The organism is Idiomarina sp. UBA3176 (assembly GCF_002364295.1).
Lineage (GTDB): Bacteria > Pseudomonadota > Gammaproteobacteria > Enterobacterales > Alteromonadaceae > Idiomarina > Idiomarina loihiensis.
In genome coordinates, this window is sequence record NZ_DEXU01000023.1 from 343,012 (window position 1) to 359,858 (window position 16,847).

18 protein-coding genes are annotated in these 16,847 nt (G+C 45.7%); 1 reads left to right on the forward strand and 17 read right to left on the reverse strand.

Annotated features, from left to right (window positions below):
- Positions 1–45: 45 nt before the first annotated feature.
- The 17 genes from B2U97_RS11225 to rluC all read right to left on the reverse strand — a co-directional run bounded on the left by B2U97_RS11225 (position 46) and on the right by rluC (position 13,418).
- Positions 46–1,530, reverse strand: coding sequence for a bifunctional 2-methylcitrate dehydratase/aconitate hydratase (locus B2U97_RS11225; protein ID WP_272988893.1), 1,485 nt, complete (start codon positions 1,528–1,530; stop codon positions 46–48).
- A gap of 342 nt (positions 1,531–1,872) precedes the next feature.
- Positions 1,873–2,661, reverse strand: a complete 789-nt coding sequence (locus B2U97_RS11230) for a TatD family hydrolase (protein ID WP_272988895.1) — start codon at positions 2,659–2,661, stop codon at positions 1,873–1,875.
- Between the two features lie 12 nt (positions 2,662–2,673).
- Positions 2,674–3,030, reverse strand: a complete 357-nt coding sequence (locus B2U97_RS11235; protein ID WP_114981297.1) for a hypothetical protein — start codon at positions 3,028–3,030, stop codon at positions 2,674–2,676.
- 23 nt (positions 3,031–3,053) lie between these two features.
- A complete protein-coding gene (locus B2U97_RS11240; RefSeq protein ID WP_272988898.1) occupies positions 3,054–3,914 on the reverse strand; it encodes a DNA polymerase III subunit delta' in 861 nt (286 codons plus the stop codon).
- Positions 3,914–4,531 carry a dTMP kinase gene (tmk, locus tag B2U97_RS11245; RefSeq protein WP_272988900.1) on the reverse strand — a complete coding sequence of 206 codons (618 nt, stop codon included), beginning with the start codon at positions 4,529–4,531 and terminating at the stop codon, positions 3,914–3,916. The genes B2U97_RS11240 and tmk overlap by 1 nt, the downstream gene beginning before the upstream one ends.
- 2 nt (positions 4,532–4,533) lie before the next feature.
- Positions 4,534–5,538 carry an endolytic transglycosylase MltG gene (gene mltG / locus B2U97_RS11250; RefSeq protein ID WP_272988901.1) on the reverse strand — a complete coding sequence of 335 codons (1,005 nt, stop codon included), beginning with the start codon at positions 5,536–5,538 and terminating at the stop codon, positions 4,534–4,536.
- Complete coding sequence (gene pabC, locus B2U97_RS11255) at positions 5,535–6,323, reverse strand: aminodeoxychorismate lyase (protein ID WP_081423218.1); 789 nt, start codon at positions 6,321–6,323, stop codon at positions 5,535–5,537. Before pabC ends, mltG begins: the two co-directional genes overlap by 4 nt.
- A 54-nt stretch (positions 6,324–6,377) precedes the next feature.
- A complete protein-coding gene (gene acpP / locus B2U97_RS11260; RefSeq protein ID WP_011234585.1) occupies positions 6,378–6,617 on the reverse strand; it encodes an acyl carrier protein in 240 nt (79 codons plus the stop codon).
- A 118-nt stretch (positions 6,618–6,735) separates the two neighbouring features.
- Positions 6,736–7,473 carry a 3-oxoacyl-ACP reductase FabG gene (gene fabG / locus B2U97_RS11265; protein WP_011234586.1) on the reverse strand — a complete coding sequence of 246 codons (738 nt, stop codon included), beginning with the start codon at positions 7,471–7,473 and terminating at the stop codon, positions 6,736–6,738.
- 16 nt (positions 7,474–7,489) lie between these two features.
- Positions 7,490–8,410 (reverse strand): ACP S-malonyltransferase, encoded by a 921-nt coding sequence (gene fabD, locus B2U97_RS11270; RefSeq protein WP_114981293.1) that lies wholly within the window; start codon positions 8,408–8,410, stop codon positions 7,490–7,492.
- A 10-nt stretch (positions 8,411–8,420) separates the two neighbouring features.
- Entirely contained in the window at positions 8,421–9,383 is a 963-nt protein-coding gene (locus B2U97_RS11275) for a beta-ketoacyl-ACP synthase III (RefSeq protein WP_114981292.1), read from the reverse strand.
- A gap of 16 nt (positions 9,384–9,399) precedes the next feature.
- Positions 9,400–10,425, reverse strand: coding sequence for a phosphate acyltransferase PlsX (plsX, locus tag B2U97_RS11280; RefSeq protein WP_011234589.1), 1,026 nt, complete (start codon positions 10,423–10,425; stop codon positions 9,400–9,402).
- A gap of 8 nt (positions 10,426–10,433) precedes the next feature.
- Positions 10,434–10,604 carry a 50S ribosomal protein L32 gene (rpmF, locus tag B2U97_RS11285; protein ID WP_011234590.1) on the reverse strand — a complete coding sequence of 57 codons (171 nt, stop codon included), beginning with the start codon at positions 10,602–10,604 and terminating at the stop codon, positions 10,434–10,436.
- Between the two features lie 16 nt (positions 10,605–10,620).
- Positions 10,621–11,148: a 23S rRNA accumulation protein YceD gene (yceD, locus tag B2U97_RS11290; RefSeq protein ID WP_011234591.1), complete on the reverse strand. Its 528-nt coding sequence runs from the start codon at positions 11,146–11,148 to the stop codon at positions 10,621–10,623.
- A gap of 51 nt (positions 11,149–11,199) precedes the next feature.
- Positions 11,200–11,796 (reverse strand): Maf family protein, encoded by a 597-nt coding sequence (locus B2U97_RS11295; protein WP_034823118.1) that lies wholly within the window; start codon positions 11,794–11,796, stop codon positions 11,200–11,202.
- Complete coding sequence (locus B2U97_RS11300) at positions 11,793–12,455, reverse strand: HAD-IA family hydrolase (protein ID WP_114981291.1); 663 nt, start codon at positions 12,453–12,455, stop codon at positions 11,793–11,795. The genes B2U97_RS11295 and B2U97_RS11300 overlap by 4 nt, the downstream gene beginning before the upstream one ends.
- A 15-nt stretch (positions 12,456–12,470) precedes the next feature.
- Positions 12,471–13,418 carry a 23S rRNA pseudouridine(955/2504/2580) synthase RluC gene (rluC, locus tag B2U97_RS11305; RefSeq protein WP_114981290.1) on the reverse strand — a complete coding sequence of 316 codons (948 nt, stop codon included), beginning with the start codon at positions 13,416–13,418 and terminating at the stop codon, positions 12,471–12,473.
- A 452-nt stretch (positions 13,419–13,870) separates the two neighbouring features.
- On the opposite strand from rluC, the gene rne reads away from it, so the two are divergent.
- On the forward strand, positions 13,871–16,828 hold the full coding sequence (gene rne, locus B2U97_RS11310; protein ID WP_114981289.1) for a ribonuclease E: 2,958 nt from the start codon (positions 13,871–13,873) through the stop codon (positions 16,826–16,828).
- The last annotated feature ends 19 nt before the right edge of the window (positions 16,829–16,847 follow it).

Genomic DNA, 16,847 nt, shown 5'->3' on the forward strand with positions numbered 1-16,847 from the left:
CAAAGGCTCTTCAATAAGTTGAAGAGCCTTTTTTCTATAAGCCAATTAGATAACAAACATATCCATAAATTCGTTAACCGCAATATTTTCAAAAGATTGCTGCTGACTGCATTGGTCAAAAATCGATTTAACCCGGGGCTCAGGGAAACGAGTCGCTAAATTCGCTTTAAACTTGCTTTCTAGCACAGGAAAGCCCTCTTCCCGACGCCGTCTGTGGCCTATCGGATATTCCACCACAACTTTTTCAGTATGAGTTCCATCTTTGAAGAATACCTGTAACGCATTGGCTATAGAACGCTTTTCCGGGTCGTGATAATCCTGGCTAAATTGCTTATCTTCAAGCACTTCAATTTTTTCACGTATGCTATCAATAACCGGGTTATTTTCATGAAAACTATTCTCGTAGTGATCAGCTGTTAACTCGCCGAAAATTAGCGGTACCGCAGTCATGTATTGCAAACAATGATCTCTGTCCGCCGGATTAGCCAGCTTCCCCTGTTTTGAAATGATTCTAATAGCCGACTCATGAGTCGTTATCTCAACTTTCTCAATATCATCAATTCTGCCTTTAACTTCTGACTGCAATGTCACCGCAGCTTCACAGGCAGTCTGAGCATGAAACTCCGCCGGGAAAGACAATTTAAATAAAATATTTTCCATTACGTAACTGCCGTAGTCACGCTGAAACTTAAATTTCCAATCCTCTTTCGGTTTCAACTGCTGGTCTTTATTGGTCTTATTAAACAGCACATCGTAAAAGCCCCACTGCGGAGCCGTTAATGCCCCTGGAATTCCCATTTCACCGCGCATGGTTATGTCAGCCAAACGTACAGCTCTTGATGTGGCATCGCCGGCAGCCCAGGATTTACGCGAACCGGCATTAGGTGCGTGCCGATAGGTTCTCAACGACTGACCATCAACCCAGCCTTGCGAGACAGCGGCCATAATCTGCTCTCTCGAGCCGTCCATTAACCAGGTAACCACAGCTGTAGAAGCCACCTTCACCAACACAACATGGTCCAGACCAACCCGGTTAAAACTGTTTTCTATGGCTAAATTACCCTGAATTTCATGAGCTTTAATCATCGCTTCTAAAACGGTTTTCATGGTTAAAGGCTTCTCACCTTTAGACACTCGTTTTTGCGAAATATAGTCAGCGGTTGCCAGTATGCCGCCTAAATTATCAGAAGGATGCCCCCACTCGGCTGCCAGCCAGGTGTCGTTAAAGTCCAGCCAACGAATAATACAACCTATATCCCAGGCTGCTTTAGCAGGGTCCATACGGAACTGGGTACCCGGTACCCGAGCGCCGTTTGGAACCGTGGTTCCTTCAACCAGAGGACCTAAATGTTTACTGCATTCAGGAAAACGCAGCGCTAGTAAGCCACACCCCAGGGTATCCATCAAGCAGTTACGAGCCGTATTCCACGCTTCCTCACTGTCTACTTTGTAATCGATAACATAGTCTGCAATGGTTTGAATGACTTCGTCGTAGTCGGGACGTTCATTACTTTCAACGGTTGTACTCATCACTGACTCCTTAGTTAATTTTATTATCAGAACGTGCTACTCGTTTGTCTATATGTACCCTGAAAAGTGCCTTTTTGATCGCCATGAACTGTTAAGAAACAGGAAGAAAAGGATAAAAAAAACCCGGAACCAATCCAGATTGTTCCGGGTATAGGGGAATGGCTCAAAGGTTGAGCCGTGCGCTAACTCATGACAAAAACACTGCATTAAGTCGCATAAAATTCGTTCAGTAAACTTCAGTGTAGACAATATCAAAGGGATGTCTAATATTTTTAAGAAATTTTTTATCTTACTGTTTTTGAAAAACTTTAACTAAAAAGAACACAGGTTATACACAGCTAATTAAGAGTTAGCGAACAGTTTATAATAGTTAGCTGTCGTGGTCTTAGCCACCTCTTCTAAGGTAATGCCTTTTACGTCAGCTACGCATTTTGCAACGTCGACTACGTAGGCTGGCTGGTTCTCTTTACCACGATGAGGAACCGGCGCTAACCAGGGACTGTCGGTCTCAATCAGGAGTTTCTCCAGTGGCAATGCTTTGATTGTGTCACGCAGCTCCTGAGCGTTCCGGAACGACGCGATACCAGAAATAGAAATAAAGAAATCGAGATCATCAATGGCTTTTTTTGCCATCTCAAGAGACTCGGTAAAACAATGCAAGACACCACCAGGCTTTTCAGCATGGCCATTTCTTAATAATGACAAGGTGTCCTGCTGAGCATCGCGCGTATGAATAATCAGTGGTTTGTTAACGTCGTTGGCTATTTCAATATGTTGCTCGAAATTCTCCTGCTGTAATACTTTTGATTCAGGATGGTAAAAGTAATCGAGCCCGGTCTCTCCTACCGCAACAACGCTATTCAGTGCTGTTAGCTCACGCAATTTAGCACCTAACTCAGCTATTGGAGTCTTACTGTCTTTCACATACAAAGGATGCACACCGCACGAAACCGAAACATCATCGAATTCGGCGACAGCGGCCTGCATGGCCGGAAAGTCTTCGAGGGTAACGCAAACACACAGCATGTGTTCAACCTTATTCGCACGTGCCGCTGCAACAATTTCTTTTAAATCGGCACCCGCTTTTTCAGGGTTGATTTTATCCAAATGACAGTGTGAGTCGACGAACATAGATAGCTCCACTTAGCGTTGATTTGAGTGACAAAAGTCGTTAACCAGTTGGTGGAAGAGTTTACCATATTCGTTTGTATGATGGCGGCAAAGGTAACGAAGATGATGAATCAAGGCTTGCTGTGAAGGCAGAACAGCGACAGCCAACCAGTTCTTTAGTTCTCCAGCCTCAAAACGAAAAACCACGCTCACCTCTAAACATAGAGGTTTACCTTCTATGTCCGGGCATTGGAACTCTAATCTGGCTCTGTCATCTACCGCAATATCGGTTGTTTCGCTGTTGATCAGCAAAGTAAGGGACTGAAATTCAGGAACAACATGAGCAGCAAGCTCTGTTGCGGATTGTGGGCTTAATTTTAGCGTCAGCATGACAACTCCGTTTTACGGAGTCGCTACGCTGAAAGAGTATTTGACCAGCGACTCCAGGCAAAACTTAATAATAACGGCAAATTGATCCCCGTTGAGCCCTGATATCGCTGACGTAGCTGTCGGCATTCGGATACCCATTCACTCAGCTGCGCGACATTGACCCACTCATAGTTGCTGATGTGTTGTAATTCGTCCGCCAATTGCTGATAACGCAAACGCGTAGCCGCAGCTCGTTGGCTAATCAACAACCAATCCATTAATAAGTTCTCGGAAACATCCAGCCAGCTTAATGCGCCATCTTTATCTTTTAACAGGGGTAATTCCTGCTGTCCCCGTAGTCCGGCCAGCAGCTGCTTTGCAAAAGTCACCTGCTCGTCGCTTTGTGCGGTTGTCGGATAGGCAATGCTCAACCACTGCATACGGCTTCTTAAGGTGGGCAGTAAGCGCTCGGCATCTTTAGTTGAAACCAGCCAATGTGTATCGGCCGGAGGTTCTTCCAGAACTTTCAGCAGTGCGTTGCCAGCCTGTTCTGTCATTTTTTCCGCTTCGAGTATGACAGCGACTTTTAATCCGTTCTGGTTCGCTGTCTGCGTTACGTTTTGTTGCAATTCGCGTACCGTATCAACACCTATTCGATTAACTTGTGCACCATCAATAGTCCAGGTATCCGGATGATTACCCGATAGGTAAAGTAAACAGGATTTACATTTCCCGCAGGCACTTTTGCCTGGTTGCTTACACAACAGAAATTGATTCAGGCGCTGAATAAACTCGGTCGAACCGCCATCAACATTATGCTGTAAGTAGTAAGCATGAGCCAGACGTCCGGCTTCAGCACTCGCTACTAATCTTAACCAGGGTTCTCGCAGCCAGGGAAAAGCCATTAAAACAGATACTCCTCAATTGCTCTCAATATTGACTGATGTACATCCAGCATCGACTGGTTCGCATCAATGACAATAATGCTCGGATCTTTAGCTGCAATATTTAAATAGCGTTGCCGGGTACGTTGAAAAAAGGCTAAATCTTCTTCTTCAATACGATCCAGCTCACCTCGCTCACGCGCTCGCTCAAGACCTTTCTTTTCTTCAATATCAAGTAGTAGTGTTAAATCGGGGGTGAAATTCCCTAAAGTGATTTTCCGGATCTTTTGCAACAATTCATCACCGAGTTCGCGCCCTCCCCCTTGGTAGGCTCTGGAAGATAAATCATGGCGATCACCAATAACCCAACGGTTTTTGGATAACGCGGGTTTTATAATATTATCCACCAGCTGAACCCGGCTGGCATACATAAGTAAAAGCTCTGTCGTGGGGCTGACTTTTTCTTCCCACTTCTTTTTTACCAGATCCCGCAGCGATTCCGCTAACGGTGTACCGCCTGGTTCACGAACTGTTTCAACCTGAATTCCTTTCGCCTGAAGATGCGTGACAACACTTGCGATAGCCGAACTTTTACCGGCTCCTTCGAGTCCTTCAATAACAATAAACTTTCCTGACATAATCACTCTTGATTCAGTTGATATCGGCGTACAGCCTGTTGATGTTCTTCCAGTGTTTCCGAGAAAACATGGCCACCTGATTTATCCGCAACAAAATAATAGTACGGAGAACGTGCCGGATTTGCTGCTGCTTTAATTGAGGCTTTGCCGGGCATCGCAATTGGTGTTGGCGGTAATCCGTTAATTCGATAAGTATTGTATTCTGTTTTCTCGCGCAAATGAGTACGAGTCAGATTGCCGTCAAAATTTTCAATACCATAGATTGTCGTCGGATCAGACTGCAACCGCATGCCGACAGCTAAACGATTGGCAAATACGCTTGCAACCAGCGGACGTTCATCGGCCAAACCGGTTTCTTTCTCAATAATAGAAGCCAGTATCAGCAATTCGTAAGGTGAGTTTACAGGGCATCTGTCTGAACGCTCTTGCCAGGCATTTTCCAGCACCTGCTGCATAGATTGGTACGCTTGCTTCAGAATAGCAATATCCGTTGTGTAAGCTCTGTAACTGTAGGTTTCAGGTAATAAAACACCTTCAATAGAGGTTTCTGTAACGCCCAGCTTTTGCCTGAGTTCCGCCGGATCCAATTCAGAAGACTCATCTTTTAGGTAAGGTAGCTGTTTTAGTTGAGCTCTCCACTGCTCGAGAGTCAATCCTTCAACCAGAGTCACAGTAAAGGTTTTTTCCCGCCCTTGACTCAACATACTCCAGACATCAAACCAGCTTTGTCGTCCGTTAATTTCATAAAGGCCAGCTTGCAAATGGTCGACATCGTCAAAAACCTGGCTCAGGCGATAAATTAATGCAGAGTTCCCCTTCTCAAAGTGCTCTGTTACTTGAATGGTTACGCTACGGGCAGTTGCTCCTCCTCTAAAATCTAAAAATAGAGGCGTACTAGCGTCACTTTGTATTGGCTGAGATAAATACCAGCGACCGGATACAAAGACAGCCACGACCGAAACCACAAAAGCTGCAACAAGCAGCGCTAAAATAAGACGTTTTTTCATAATATAAGCTGCTCTAACACCGCCGGCAATTTGCTCTTATCCAATACTTTACCATTAAACTGAGTGACCGTAACAGCGCCTCTGACACTGTTGCTGAGGATAATCTGCTCAACGTCAGCTAACTCATTCAATGAAAAATGACCGATACGCAAAGGCGCAAGCATGTCTTCATCAATAATCAACTGGCGAATAATTCCTTGTACACCGGAAAAACTCAGATCGGGGGTGTACCATTGCCCTTGTTTGTACCAAAAAACATTTCCTTGTATGGCTTCGACAACATTACCTTCCGAGTCGCAGACCAGTAAATCGTCATATTCAGAAACGCTGCGCTCCTGAGTCAACAGAACCTGCTCCAGCCTATTTAATGTTTTTAAACCGGCCAGCTTAGGTTGTCTGGCTAAGTTCAATTCAGCAACACCAAGACTAACCGATTTAAGGTTACCCGGAGCATCACTTACCTGAATATATTCATTCGCCACTGCGCCGTCTGAAAAGCCATACCCTCGGCCACCATAACCTCTAGTGACAATAACTTTACACACACCGTTTTCAATGCCATCACAAGCGTTAAGGATACGCTGATGCAAAAAGTTAAAGTTTGGATGGTTTATAAATAAACGGGTATTAGCTTCAGACAGTCGGTTCAAATGTCGCTCTATATGCAAAGGCACACCTTGAACAACTCGTATGGTTGTAAAGTGCCCGTCACCGAACTGCAGCCCTCTGTCTATTTCAGAACAATGGAAAGGCGTATTATTAAGTAGTATTTTTCTTATTGTCATAACAAAAAAGGCGGAACCAATGGCTCCGCCTTTTATATCACGTTCTACGACAAATTAGTCGTTAGAATGATTATTTACGTAATCGATAGCTGATTGAACTGTTTTAATTTTTTCAGCTTCTTCGTCTGGAATTTCAGTTTCAAATTCTTCTTCCAAAGCCATTACCAGTTCAACTGTGTCTAAAGAATCAGCACCCAGGTCATTTTCAAATGACGCTTCAGGCTTAACTTCTTCTTCTTTAACACCTAATTGTTCAACAATGATTTTTTTAACGCGTTCTTCAATAGTACTCATGATTATAAAATCCCTCAATAGTCATCGCGAGAGTGAAAATTGGCTGTAGTGTAGTGAAACCAGCCTCATTAATAAAGTAAAAAATAGCATAAAGTTAAGAGGTCGTACCGCTAACCTCTTAAACCATCGCCATACCACCATTAACGTGAATGGTTTCACCAGTGATATAAGCTGCACCTTCTGATGCTAAAAATGCTACCGCAGCAGCAATTTCCTTTGGCTCGCCTAAACGTGCTGCCGGAATATTATCAAAAATAGCCTGTTTTTGCTCATCATTCAGAGCTTTTGTCATATCTGTATCAATAAAGCCAGGCGCAACACAGTTCACGGTAATGCCGCGCGCTGCAACTTCTTTAGCCATTGCCTTACTGAAACCAACCAGTCCGGCTTTCGCCGCACAATAGTTAACCTGCCCCGGGTTTCCTGTTGTGCCAACAACTGAACTGATATTAATAATACGGCCATTACGGCGCTTCATCATGCCGCGTACAACCGCCTTACAAACTTTAAATACGGCTGACAAGTTCGTGTTTAAGACAGCATCCCATTCGTCGTCTTTCATTCGCATCATCAGGTTATCGCGGGTAATGCCGGCGTTATTCACCAGAATATCAATAGAACCGTACTCTGATTCAATCTCTTTAATAACCTGCTGCAGACTATCAGAATCGGTTACATCCAACGCCAGGCCCTTGCCTTTTGAACCAAGATATTCGGAGATTGCAGCTGCACCTTTATCAGAGGTCGCTGTACCAATAACTTTCGCTCCCTGACTAGCAAGCAGTTCAGCTATTGCTTTTCCTATTCCCCGGCTTGCGCCTGTAACTAATGCGACTTTATTTTCAAAGTTTTGCACGTAAATAACCTTTTTATTAAAGTGAGTTCAAAGAGTCTAGCGTATTCAACGCACTACAACCAAAAGCCTTAGTAATACGCTTGTTTAATCCAGTCAGTACTTTTCCCGGACCAACTTCATAGGCTGTTTCGACATCCAATTTCGCAATCTGTTCAATCGTTTCAGTCCAGCGAACAGGGCGATAGAGCTGACGCACCAAGGCATCTTTAATGGCATCTTCGCTATCAGCTATTGCAACGTCCACATTATTAATGACCGGGGTGTGTGGCTGTTTCAACTTTATCGACTTTAACGCGTCGGCCAATTGACTGGCTGCTGGCTGCATCAAAGCACAGTGTGACGGCACGCTAACAGGTAATGGCAAAACCCGTTTAGCTCCGGCTTCCTTTAAAGCTTCTGCAGCGCGAGCTACGGCGTCTGCATGTCCTGCTATAACCACCTGCCCCGGCGAATTATAATTAACCGGAGTTACTATTTGTTCTCCTGCCTGCTCTAAACAAATTTTTTCAATTTCGGCATCTTCCAGGCCAATAACCGCGGCCATAGCGCCTTCACCTTCGGCTACGGCTTGCTGCATAAACTCGCCGCGCAGGGCTACAAGTTTAACCGCGTCAGTAAATTCTAATGCTCCGGCACATACTAGCGCTGAATACTCACCCAGACTATGCCCGGCCATAACGGTAACGTCGGCCAACCCTTTCTCTTTAGCTACACGGTATAGTGCAACGCTGGCAGTTAATAACGCAGGCTGTGTCCGTTGCGTTTCATTCAACTGCTGCTCAGGTCCCTGTTGTACCAACTGCCAAAGGTCATAATCCAAAACACTGCTGGCCTCTGCGAATGTTTCTTTCACTAATGCAAAATCATTCGACAATTCACTTAACATGCCAACGCTTTGAGAGCCTTGCCCCGGAAATAACAATGCCGTTTTAGTCATAATCATCCTCTTAATATTGAACGAGCGCCGAACCCCATGCAAAACCGCCGCCAAAAGCCTCTAGCAAGAGTTTCTGACCACGCTTAATACGTCCGTCCTTAACCGCCCAATCAAGTGCAATTGGTACCGATGCCGCAGAAGTATTCCCTGTTGCGTCCAGAGTAATTACCACGCGCTCCATCGGCATCTGTAATTTTTTCGCTGTTGCATTAATAATACGTAAATTTGCCTGATGCGGAATCAACCAGTCTAAATCATGCGCCTGTAATTGATTTTCCGCTAAAGTTTCGGTCACTAAACTACTGAGTTTTGAAACCGCAACTTTAAAAACTTCGTTACCTTTCATGTACATCCAGGCGTTCTCTGTACCGCGGTCTGACGCTCTGGAGGCTTGTTTGGCCCCTAATAAGTGACTGTATTCGCCTGCACTAAATAGATGAGTGGAGATAATTCCGGGAGTGTCACTTTGTTCCAGGACAACGGCTCCGCCACCATCACCAAAAAGCACCACGGTATTGCGATCATTAGGGTCACATAAACGCGCCAATACATCAGTACCAATAACCAGAATACGTTGATGTTGTCCGCTTTTAATAAACTGGTCAGCGACAGAAAGCGCATAAATAAAGCCAGAGCATGCTGCTCCAACGTCGAAAGCCGGAATAGATGTGACGCCCAGCATTCGTTGAATTTCACAGGCCGCACTAGGAAAAGCGTGCTCGGCCGATGTGGTCGCCACCACAATCATATCGATATCGCGGGGGCTTAAACCGGCGGCAGCCAGTGCTTCTTTTGCCGCTTCATAACCTACAGTCGCTGCGGTTTCATTAGGTGCCGCAATGCGCCGTTCTTTAATACCGGTTCTTTCTGTTATCCATTCGTCAGACGTGTCAACCCGCTGGGAGAGTTCTTCATTAGTAAGCCGTTGCTCGGGCAGATAGTGCCCGGTACCAACAATTTTTGCATAAGTCATAGCGCTACTTAACTGATTACAGCTGTTCTGATAAGACTGCTTCGACACGATGTTTAATTCGCTCAGGAAGCTGTTCATGCGCTTCTGCGACGGCTTGTTGAATTGCACTATAAAAAGCGCCGGCGCTAGCGCTACCGTGACTTTTTATCACGACATGGCGCAATCCTATCAGACTCGCACCATTGTAGTGGTCGGGCTTCAGCCTATCCCAGGACTTGTGCGTCCGTTTTTGTAAAAAACGAAAGAAAAAACGATAAAGCCAGTGCGAATTTAGTGTGTCCCGCATTTGATCGATAATGAATGTTGCCAGACCTTCGCAGCTTTTAAGTGCTACATTACCGACAAAACCATCACAAACCACAACATCAGCTCTGCCACTAAATAAATGATTACCTTCAATAAAACCAATGTAGTTTAGCTGCTCACATTGAGCGAGTCTGGCCGCTGCATTGCGCACAACATCATTACCTTTGATGTCTTCTTCACCCATATTTAACAGGCTAATTTTAGGAGCTGGTACACCCGATAAATATTCAGCGGCCACAGCACCCATAACACCAAACTGAAACAAGGTTTCTGAATCACAGCTGGCATTAGCACCTAAATCAAGCAAATAAGATTTTCCGCCGGTTTGATTCGGCAAAGCCGTCATCAACGCCGGGCGCAACACGCCAGGAAGCGTTTTAAGTGTAAAGTAAGCATTAGTCATCAACGCGCCAGTATTGCCACCGCTTACCATTGCCTGACAATTACCGTCGGTTAGGCTTTGCAGCGCAACGCGCATGGAGGACTCAGGTTTACTACGCAGAGACTGGCCCGGTTTATCATCCATTTCGATAACTTGTTCTGCATGAACAAGATTTATGGAAGGATGCGAGCTTAAATTGAATTTATCGAGTAACGGGGTGAGTTGTTGCTCATGCCCGACAACGGTGAATTTAACATCGGGATACCGATGAACCGCTTTTTCCAGGGCTTCTATAACAATAGAGGGGCCGTTATCGCCCCCCATTGCATCAATCGCTATGTTCAGTTCAGGCATGGCCTGTCTTACTTGTTAACGACCTTACGACCCTTGTAATAACCGTCGGCTGTTACGTGGTGACGACGATGCGTCTCACCCGTAGTTGAGTCAACCGACAGTGTTGGGCCGTCTATTGCATCGTGTGAACGACGCATGTCGCGTCTTGAACGACTTTTCTTACTTTTTTGAACAGCCATTTACGCTATCTCCTGATTATTTACGCTTCAATTCTTGCAATACGGCAAACGGGTTCTCAGACTCTTCAGCAGCTGATTCGTCAATTTCGCCCCACGTCATCGCATCACGATCCACCTGACATGCCTTAGCGTCGTGCTTAGGAACTATTGGCATAGCCAGAATTAATTCGTCTTCAACAAGCCCATGCAGGTTAACTTCTCCAAAGTCGTTTACCTCAATAGCTTCGTAGCTATCGGGAAAGTCATCTGCCACCTGTCGCTTAGTGACAGGAGCATACGCAAATTGCGCGAGAATATCAACATCCAGGGGCGTATTACAGCGTTCACAAAGTACTTTTACAGCAACTTTTGCTTTCCCTGTAAAATAACTAATGCCCTGCTCATCAATTCCAAACTCAACACTGGCCTCAGGATCGGGGCAAGGTTCTACCAAACTTTCCTGAAGTCTTGTTAATGTTTTTCCAGGCACAACCCCATCATATGCCACTTTCTTGTTGGCACTTTTGACTGGGTCTACTGTTACGGGAATACGAACTTTTTGCATAGCGCGCGAATGTTAACGAAGTTCCGCTTTACTGACAAGGGAAATCTGTCGTTAATCCTTATTTAGAGGGTTAATTCCGTGAGTTCTCAACATATCCAGTAAAGCGATAGCTGGTAACCCGATGAGTGTATTGGGGTCGTTGCCTTTTAAACCACTAAACAAACTGATTCCCAGCCCTTCGCTTTTGAAGCTGCCGGCACAATCAAAGGGATTTTCAAGTTCAACGTAACGTTCTATTTCTTCGGCAGTCAATTGACGAAACTCAACTTCAAACGGCTCTACTCTTACTTCGCATTGTTGAGCCTCTGTATTAAAAACAGCCAGCCCAGTATAAAAGGTTACCGTTTTGCCAATAAAGCTGGACAATTGTCGCACCGCATTTTCATGGTTGCCGGGTTTACCTAGAATATTGCCATCACAAACAGCAACCTGGTCGGAACCAATAATAATAGCGTTATCGTAAGTCATTCTCTTTTCAACTGCCCGGGCTTTTGCTTCTGCTAAACGCCCCACTAACTGTTGTGGGCTTTCTGAGCTAATCGCACTCTCATCTATGTCCGGCTTCACAACATCGTAGTTCAAGTGCAGTCTATCTAAAATTTCGCGACGGTACTTAGAACCTGATCCCAGAATTAATGGCAACGTCATAATGTCTCCCTGACAAGTTTATTGCTGAGTTCTGAAAGCGAATCGACCACTATTGTAGCACCGGCTTCGCGTAAACGTTCAGCGTCATGCACGCCAAAGCTTACACCAATTGCCTGTACACCAGCGGCAACCGCCATTTTCATATCGTGAACAGAGTCTCCAACCATTAGGGTGTGTTCAGGCTGAGTTTTAAGTTCATTCATAATTTCATAAAGCATCTGGGGGTCAGGCTTACCTTTAGTTTCACTGGCGCACCGCGAAGTATCAAAGTAATGTTCGGTTTCACTTTCCGCCCAGACTCGTTGTAATCCACGCCGAGCCTTGCCCGTCGCAACGGCCAAACGATAACCGGCATGGGATAACTGAGAAAGCACCGCTTTTGCATCGTGAAATAATGGCGACGGCGTTGTATTCAAGTCGACATATTCATCACGATACTGAGTCAAAAAACTATTCAGTTGTGCCGCGTTAAGCACGCCAAACAGTTTCTCTATTGCGGGTTCAAGGCTTAAACCAATAATATCTCTGACTGAAATCTCGGTCGGAACGGGTAACCCCGTATGCTGCGCTGTATTTTGCATAGATGACACAATTCGGCCAATGGAGTCCATTAAAGTGCCGTCCCAGTCAAACACCACAAGTCGCTTATCGTACATCATTATAAGCTGTCCTTATTATTGTGCCGTCAGCTGCTTTAACGTTTGCCGTAAGTTGTCATCCAGAGGGGCTTCAAAAGCCACTTCTTTTCCTGTAACAGGATGCAGAAAACGCAGCTGCCAAGCGTGCAAAAACAGTCGGTTTAACCCAAGCCCGGACATTGCGTTGTCGAAATCTGTATCACCGTACTTAGGATCTTTCGCTATAGGATGACCCGCATGTAACGCGTGAACACGAATTTGATGGGTGCGGCCGGTAACTGGCGACGCTTCAACTAATGTCCCTTCCTTATACCTTTGCTGAATTCTGAAACGCGTCAAAGAGGCTTTGCCTTCTGCATCAACGCGTACAATTCTCTCGCCGGATTTTAAGGTGTTCTTTTTTAACGGCGCCTCAACACTGCGAACCCGTTTTTGCCATTGACCGCGAACCAACGCCAGATATTGCTTATTCATTTCTTTGTTACGCAACTGTTCATGCAAACTTCTCAGCACTGAACGTTTTTTAGCAACCAGCAACAAGCCACTGGTGTCGCGGTCTATTCGGTGAACCAGCTCTAAGCTTTTCTCTTTTGGCCGCAGCGCTCTTAAGCCTTCAATAAGACCGAACTGCAACCCAGAGCCGCCATGTACGGCGACTCCTGATGGTTTATTAATTAACATCAAAGCGTCATCTTCATAGAGGATCGCGTGCTCCAGAGCTGCAACCTGCTCTAAATTAGCAGACGGAAGGTCAGGCCTTTCGCTCACTTTTACCGGAGGAATGCGAATGAGGTCACCTTCCTTTAACTTATAGTCCGGTTTTATCCGCTTTTTATTCGCCCGCACTTCACCTTTACGAACAATTCGGTACACCAAAGACTTAGGTACACCGCGTAATTGCGCAATGAGAAAGTTATCTATTCGCTGCCCTGACTCTTCTGCAGAGACAGTATGCCAGCGTACTTCTTGTTGAATTGTTTTCATGCCGCTATTTTACCATCATCTACAAGATTCAACAGCGAAATTGTTGCTTGTATTTTCAGTGGTTTTCATGGAATAATTAAGTGTCAAAGTCCATCGAAGATGGCAGACGAAGAATATATTTCGCGCAATCGAAATAGCAGAGCGACGCATTATCCACATCAGCGTACGGTTTTAAAGTCTAATGAAGTGACTAGCCGAGATGTTGATGGCACGGAGAAGAACACAGCACATTGAATACGCTTTGTTTCATAATCGATTGCAGACGTAAAATTTAGCGACAATATGACACCGAACAGTTGGTGTTATCGGCACAGTCAAACTCATTTTAGTTACACGTTGTAGATGACGGGTAACGCAGGTCCCAAAGGGCTTGCAGCGACAGACGAATTCGATAATTGCACGATCGCCATTGGGGCGTGTCATATTGTGGCCCAAAGAATTGAGTCACAGTAATGAAAAGAATGCTAATTAATGCCACGCAATTAGAAGAGTTGCGTGTTGCGCTGGTTGACGGCCAGCGCCTTTACGATTTAGATATTGAAAGCCCTGGTCACGAACAGAAAAAAGCAAACATATATAAAGGCAAAATCACACGCATAGAGCCAAGTCTCGAAGCTGCCTTTGTCGATTATGGCGCAGAACGCCACGGCTTCCTTCCTCTTAAAGAAATAGCTAAAACCTATTTTCCACAAGGTTATACCTTCCAGGGTCGCCCCAACATCAAAGATGTGGTTAAAGAAGGCCAGGAAGTTATTGTTCAAATAGACAAAGAAGAGCGAGGCCAAAAAGGCGCCGCTTTGACTACCTTTGTTTCCCTGGCTGGCAGCTATTTGGTGCTCATGCCGAACAACCCCCGAGCCGGTGGTATATCTCGCCGTATTGAGGGCGATGAACGTTCAGCACTAAAAGAGGCGCTATCTGACCTCAATGTTCCGAAAGAAATGGGACTGATCGTCCGTACCGCCGGTGTAGGCAAGTCAAAAGAAGAGCTCGAGTGGGACTTGAATGTTCTGCTTAACCATTGGGAAGCCATTAGCAAAGCTGCAGACGAGCGCCCTGCTCCTTTCCTTATTCATCAGGAAAGCAACGTTATTTTCCGCGCCTTACGCGATTACCTGCGCCGAGACATCGGTGAAGTTCTCATCGATAGCCCGAAAGTTTACGAGCAAGTCCGTAGTCATATACAGCTTATTCGTCCGGATTTTTTACAACGCGTAAAACAATACGAAGGCGATGTTCCGCTTTTCAGTCACTACCAGATTGAAAGCCAAATTGAATCTGCATTCCAGCGCGAAGTCCGCCTTCCGTCAGGTGGTTCAATTGTTATCGACCCAACCGAAGCACTGACATCCATCGATATTAACTCGTCACGTGCAACTAAAGGTGGCGATATCGAAGAAACGGCATTGCAGACCAACCTTGAAGCAGCCGAAGAAATAGCACGTCAGTTGCGTTTACGCGACGTTGGCGGCTTAGTGGTTATCGACTTTATTGATATGACCCCTGCCCGCCATCAACGTGATGTTGAAAATCGTTTACGCGATAGCTTATCTCAGGACAGAGCGCGTATTCAGGTAGCCCGCATTTCGCGCTTTGGCTTGATGGAAATGTCTCGTCAGCGTTTACGTCCTTCGCTGGGCGAATCAGCAAACAATGTTTGCCCTCGTTGTAATGGTCAGGGAACTATACGTTCGAGCGATTCTTTAGCTCTGTCGATCTTGCGCTTGATTGAAGAAGAAGCCATAAAAGACAACACCATTCAGGTGCATGCTCAGGTTCCGGTCGATGTCGCAACTTATTTGCTCAATGAAAAGCGTCAATCCGTAAATCATATTGAAAAGCGTCATAACGTGAAAATCGTTATTATCCCGAATCACCATATGGAAACACCTCACTTTGAAGTGTTACGTATTCGTGATGACGAAGTTCCGGAATCGGCCAGTTTTGAGTTGGTGCAAAAACCGGAGCAAACTGAATCTACGGTTTCTATTACTTTGACTCAGGATAAAGCTAAATTTGAAGAGCCTGCATTAAAAGGCCTTCAGGCACCGAGTGCAGCTCCTACGCCAGCACCGGCTCCTAAAGTTGAAGAGAAAAAAGCAGCTCAACCATCCTTGTTGAGTCGTTTAGCGACTTGGTTCTCTGGCTTATTTGGTTCAGATGAAGCACAGAAACAGGCTGAAGCTGAGAAAGAAAAAGAACGCAATGCTCAGAACCAGCGGAATCAGCAACGTCGTGGCCGTAATCGCCGCTCAGGAAACCGCCAGCAGCGAGGCCGCAACCAGTCAGCGGGTAAGGACAAGGAAGCCAGTAAAGAAAACCCCTCTGCAGCTACAGAAGATAAATCAACGGAATCTCGCGATGACGCAGGTAACCGTAATAGTCGCAACCGTAACGATCGCAGACGTCGTGGCCGCAGCAATAAAAATCAGCAGCAGCCAAAACCAGAAGCGGCTAAGAACGAGCAAGTTGATAGCCCGGCTGAAGCAGAAAAGCCAAAAGAGGCTAAAGCTGTTCAGGATAAACCTCGTCGTCAACGTAAGCCGATTGAAAAATCCGTTCGCGTTTCATCGACTGGCGATTCAGTAGAAGCTAAAGAACCAACGCAGCCAGCTCAAAAGTCTGCTGATGCGTCGACTGATGGTGCAGATACTCAAAAGCCAACCCAGGCTAAAGAGAAACCTGCAAAGCAATCGGGTTCTGACAAGAGCGAGAATAAAGCAATTTCTGATAAGGTGCTGGATCCGCGTATGCAGGCAGCTGCTGAGTTGGTACAAAATCAGACTCAATCTGCAACTCCGGCAGAACAGAGCGAAGAGAAGAGCGTAGAGAAGAGTGTTGATGAGAGTAGCGAAGAGAAAGCACCTCAAGCGGACACTCAAGCAACTCAACAAACTGAAACCAGTACAGACGAAACAGTGCAAACGCCGGACACAACTAAACCTGAAGCTCAGCCAGAAGTGGCATCTGATGACAAAGCAGAAACATCAGTTGAGCAAGCCAGTGAAGCCGTGCCAGAACCAGCTAAAGAAGAGCAAAGTAATAGCTCTGAAACCGCTGAAGAGCCTGCAAAGCCAACTGAGACAGAAGACACTGTTGAAGAAAAGCCAGAGCCTAAGGCTGAAGAGAAGAAAAGCAGAGATCGCTCTCGCCGCTCTCCTCGTCATCAACGGGCTGCGGGGCAAAAACGCAAGCAAATGAAAACCGAAGCGGTTATACCTAACCGTTCATTAAGTGGTTCATCATTTTCTGCAATGACAAAGGCAACAGCTGAAGAACGCAAAGAAGCCTTTAAGGCTCTGCCTGTAGCTTCATCAGATAATCGCCCTCAGTTTGTTAAAGACAGTCGTATCGCCAGTATTTCTCAGGCGCGTTCGACTTCTTATGCCGAAATGGCAAAGTGTGACTAAATTGAGCTAAACGAAAGTT

Coding starts and splice junctions, on each gene's coding strand:
- mltG (WP_272988901.1), bottom strand. CDS start 5,538: ATGAAAAAACGTCTTATTTTAGCGCTGCTTGTTGCAGCTTTTGTGGTT.
- rne (WP_114981289.1), top strand. CDS start 13,871: ATGAAAAGAATGCTAATTAATGCCACGCAATTAGAAGAGTTGCGTGTT.
- B2U97_RS11275 (WP_114981292.1), bottom strand. CDS start 9,383: ATGACTTATGCAAAAATTGTTGGTACCGGGCACTATCTGCCCGAGCAA.
- B2U97_RS11235 (WP_114981297.1), bottom strand. CDS start 3,030: ATGCTGACGCTAAAATTAAGCCCACAATCCGCAACAGAGCTTGCTGCT.
- yceD (WP_011234591.1), bottom strand. CDS start 11,148: ATGCAAAAAGTTCGTATTCCCGTAACAGTAGACCCAGTCAAAAGTGCC.
- rluC (WP_114981290.1), bottom strand. CDS start 13,418: ATGAAAACAATTCAACAAGAAGTACGCTGGCATACTGTCTCTGCAGAA.
- B2U97_RS11300 (WP_114981291.1), bottom strand. CDS start 12,455: ATGATGTACGATAAGCGACTTGTGGTGTTTGACTGGGACGGCACTTTA.
- tmk (WP_272988900.1), bottom strand. CDS start 4,531: ATGTCAGGAAAGTTTATTGTTATTGAAGGACTCGAAGGAGCCGGTAAA.
- B2U97_RS11230 (WP_272988895.1), bottom strand. CDS start 2,661: ATGTTCGTCGACTCACACTGTCATTTGGATAAAATCAACCCTGAAAAA.
- B2U97_RS11295 (WP_034823118.1), bottom strand. CDS start 11,796: ATGACGTTGCCATTAATTCTGGGATCAGGTTCTAAGTACCGTCGCGAA.
- B2U97_RS11225 (WP_272988893.1), bottom strand. CDS start 1,530: ATGAGTACAACCGTTGAAAGTAATGAACGTCCCGACTACGACGAAGTC.
- rpmF (WP_011234590.1), bottom strand. CDS start 10,604: ATGGCTGTTCAAAAAAGTAAGAAAAGTCGTTCAAGACGCGACATGCGT.
- pabC (WP_081423218.1), bottom strand. CDS start 6,323: ATGACAATAAGAAAAATACTACTTAATAATACGCCTTTCCATTGTTCT.
- acpP (WP_011234585.1), bottom strand. CDS start 6,617: ATGAGTACTATTGAAGAACGCGTTAAAAAAATCATTGTTGAACAATTA.
- B2U97_RS11240 (WP_272988898.1), bottom strand. CDS start 3,914: ATGGCTTTTCCCTGGCTGCGAGAACCCTGGTTAAGATTAGTAGCGAGT.
- fabD (WP_114981293.1), bottom strand. CDS start 8,410: ATGACTAAAACGGCATTGTTATTTCCGGGGCAAGGCTCTCAAAGCGTT.
- plsX (WP_011234589.1), bottom strand. CDS start 10,425: ATGCCTGAACTGAACATAGCGATTGATGCAATGGGGGGCGATAACGGC.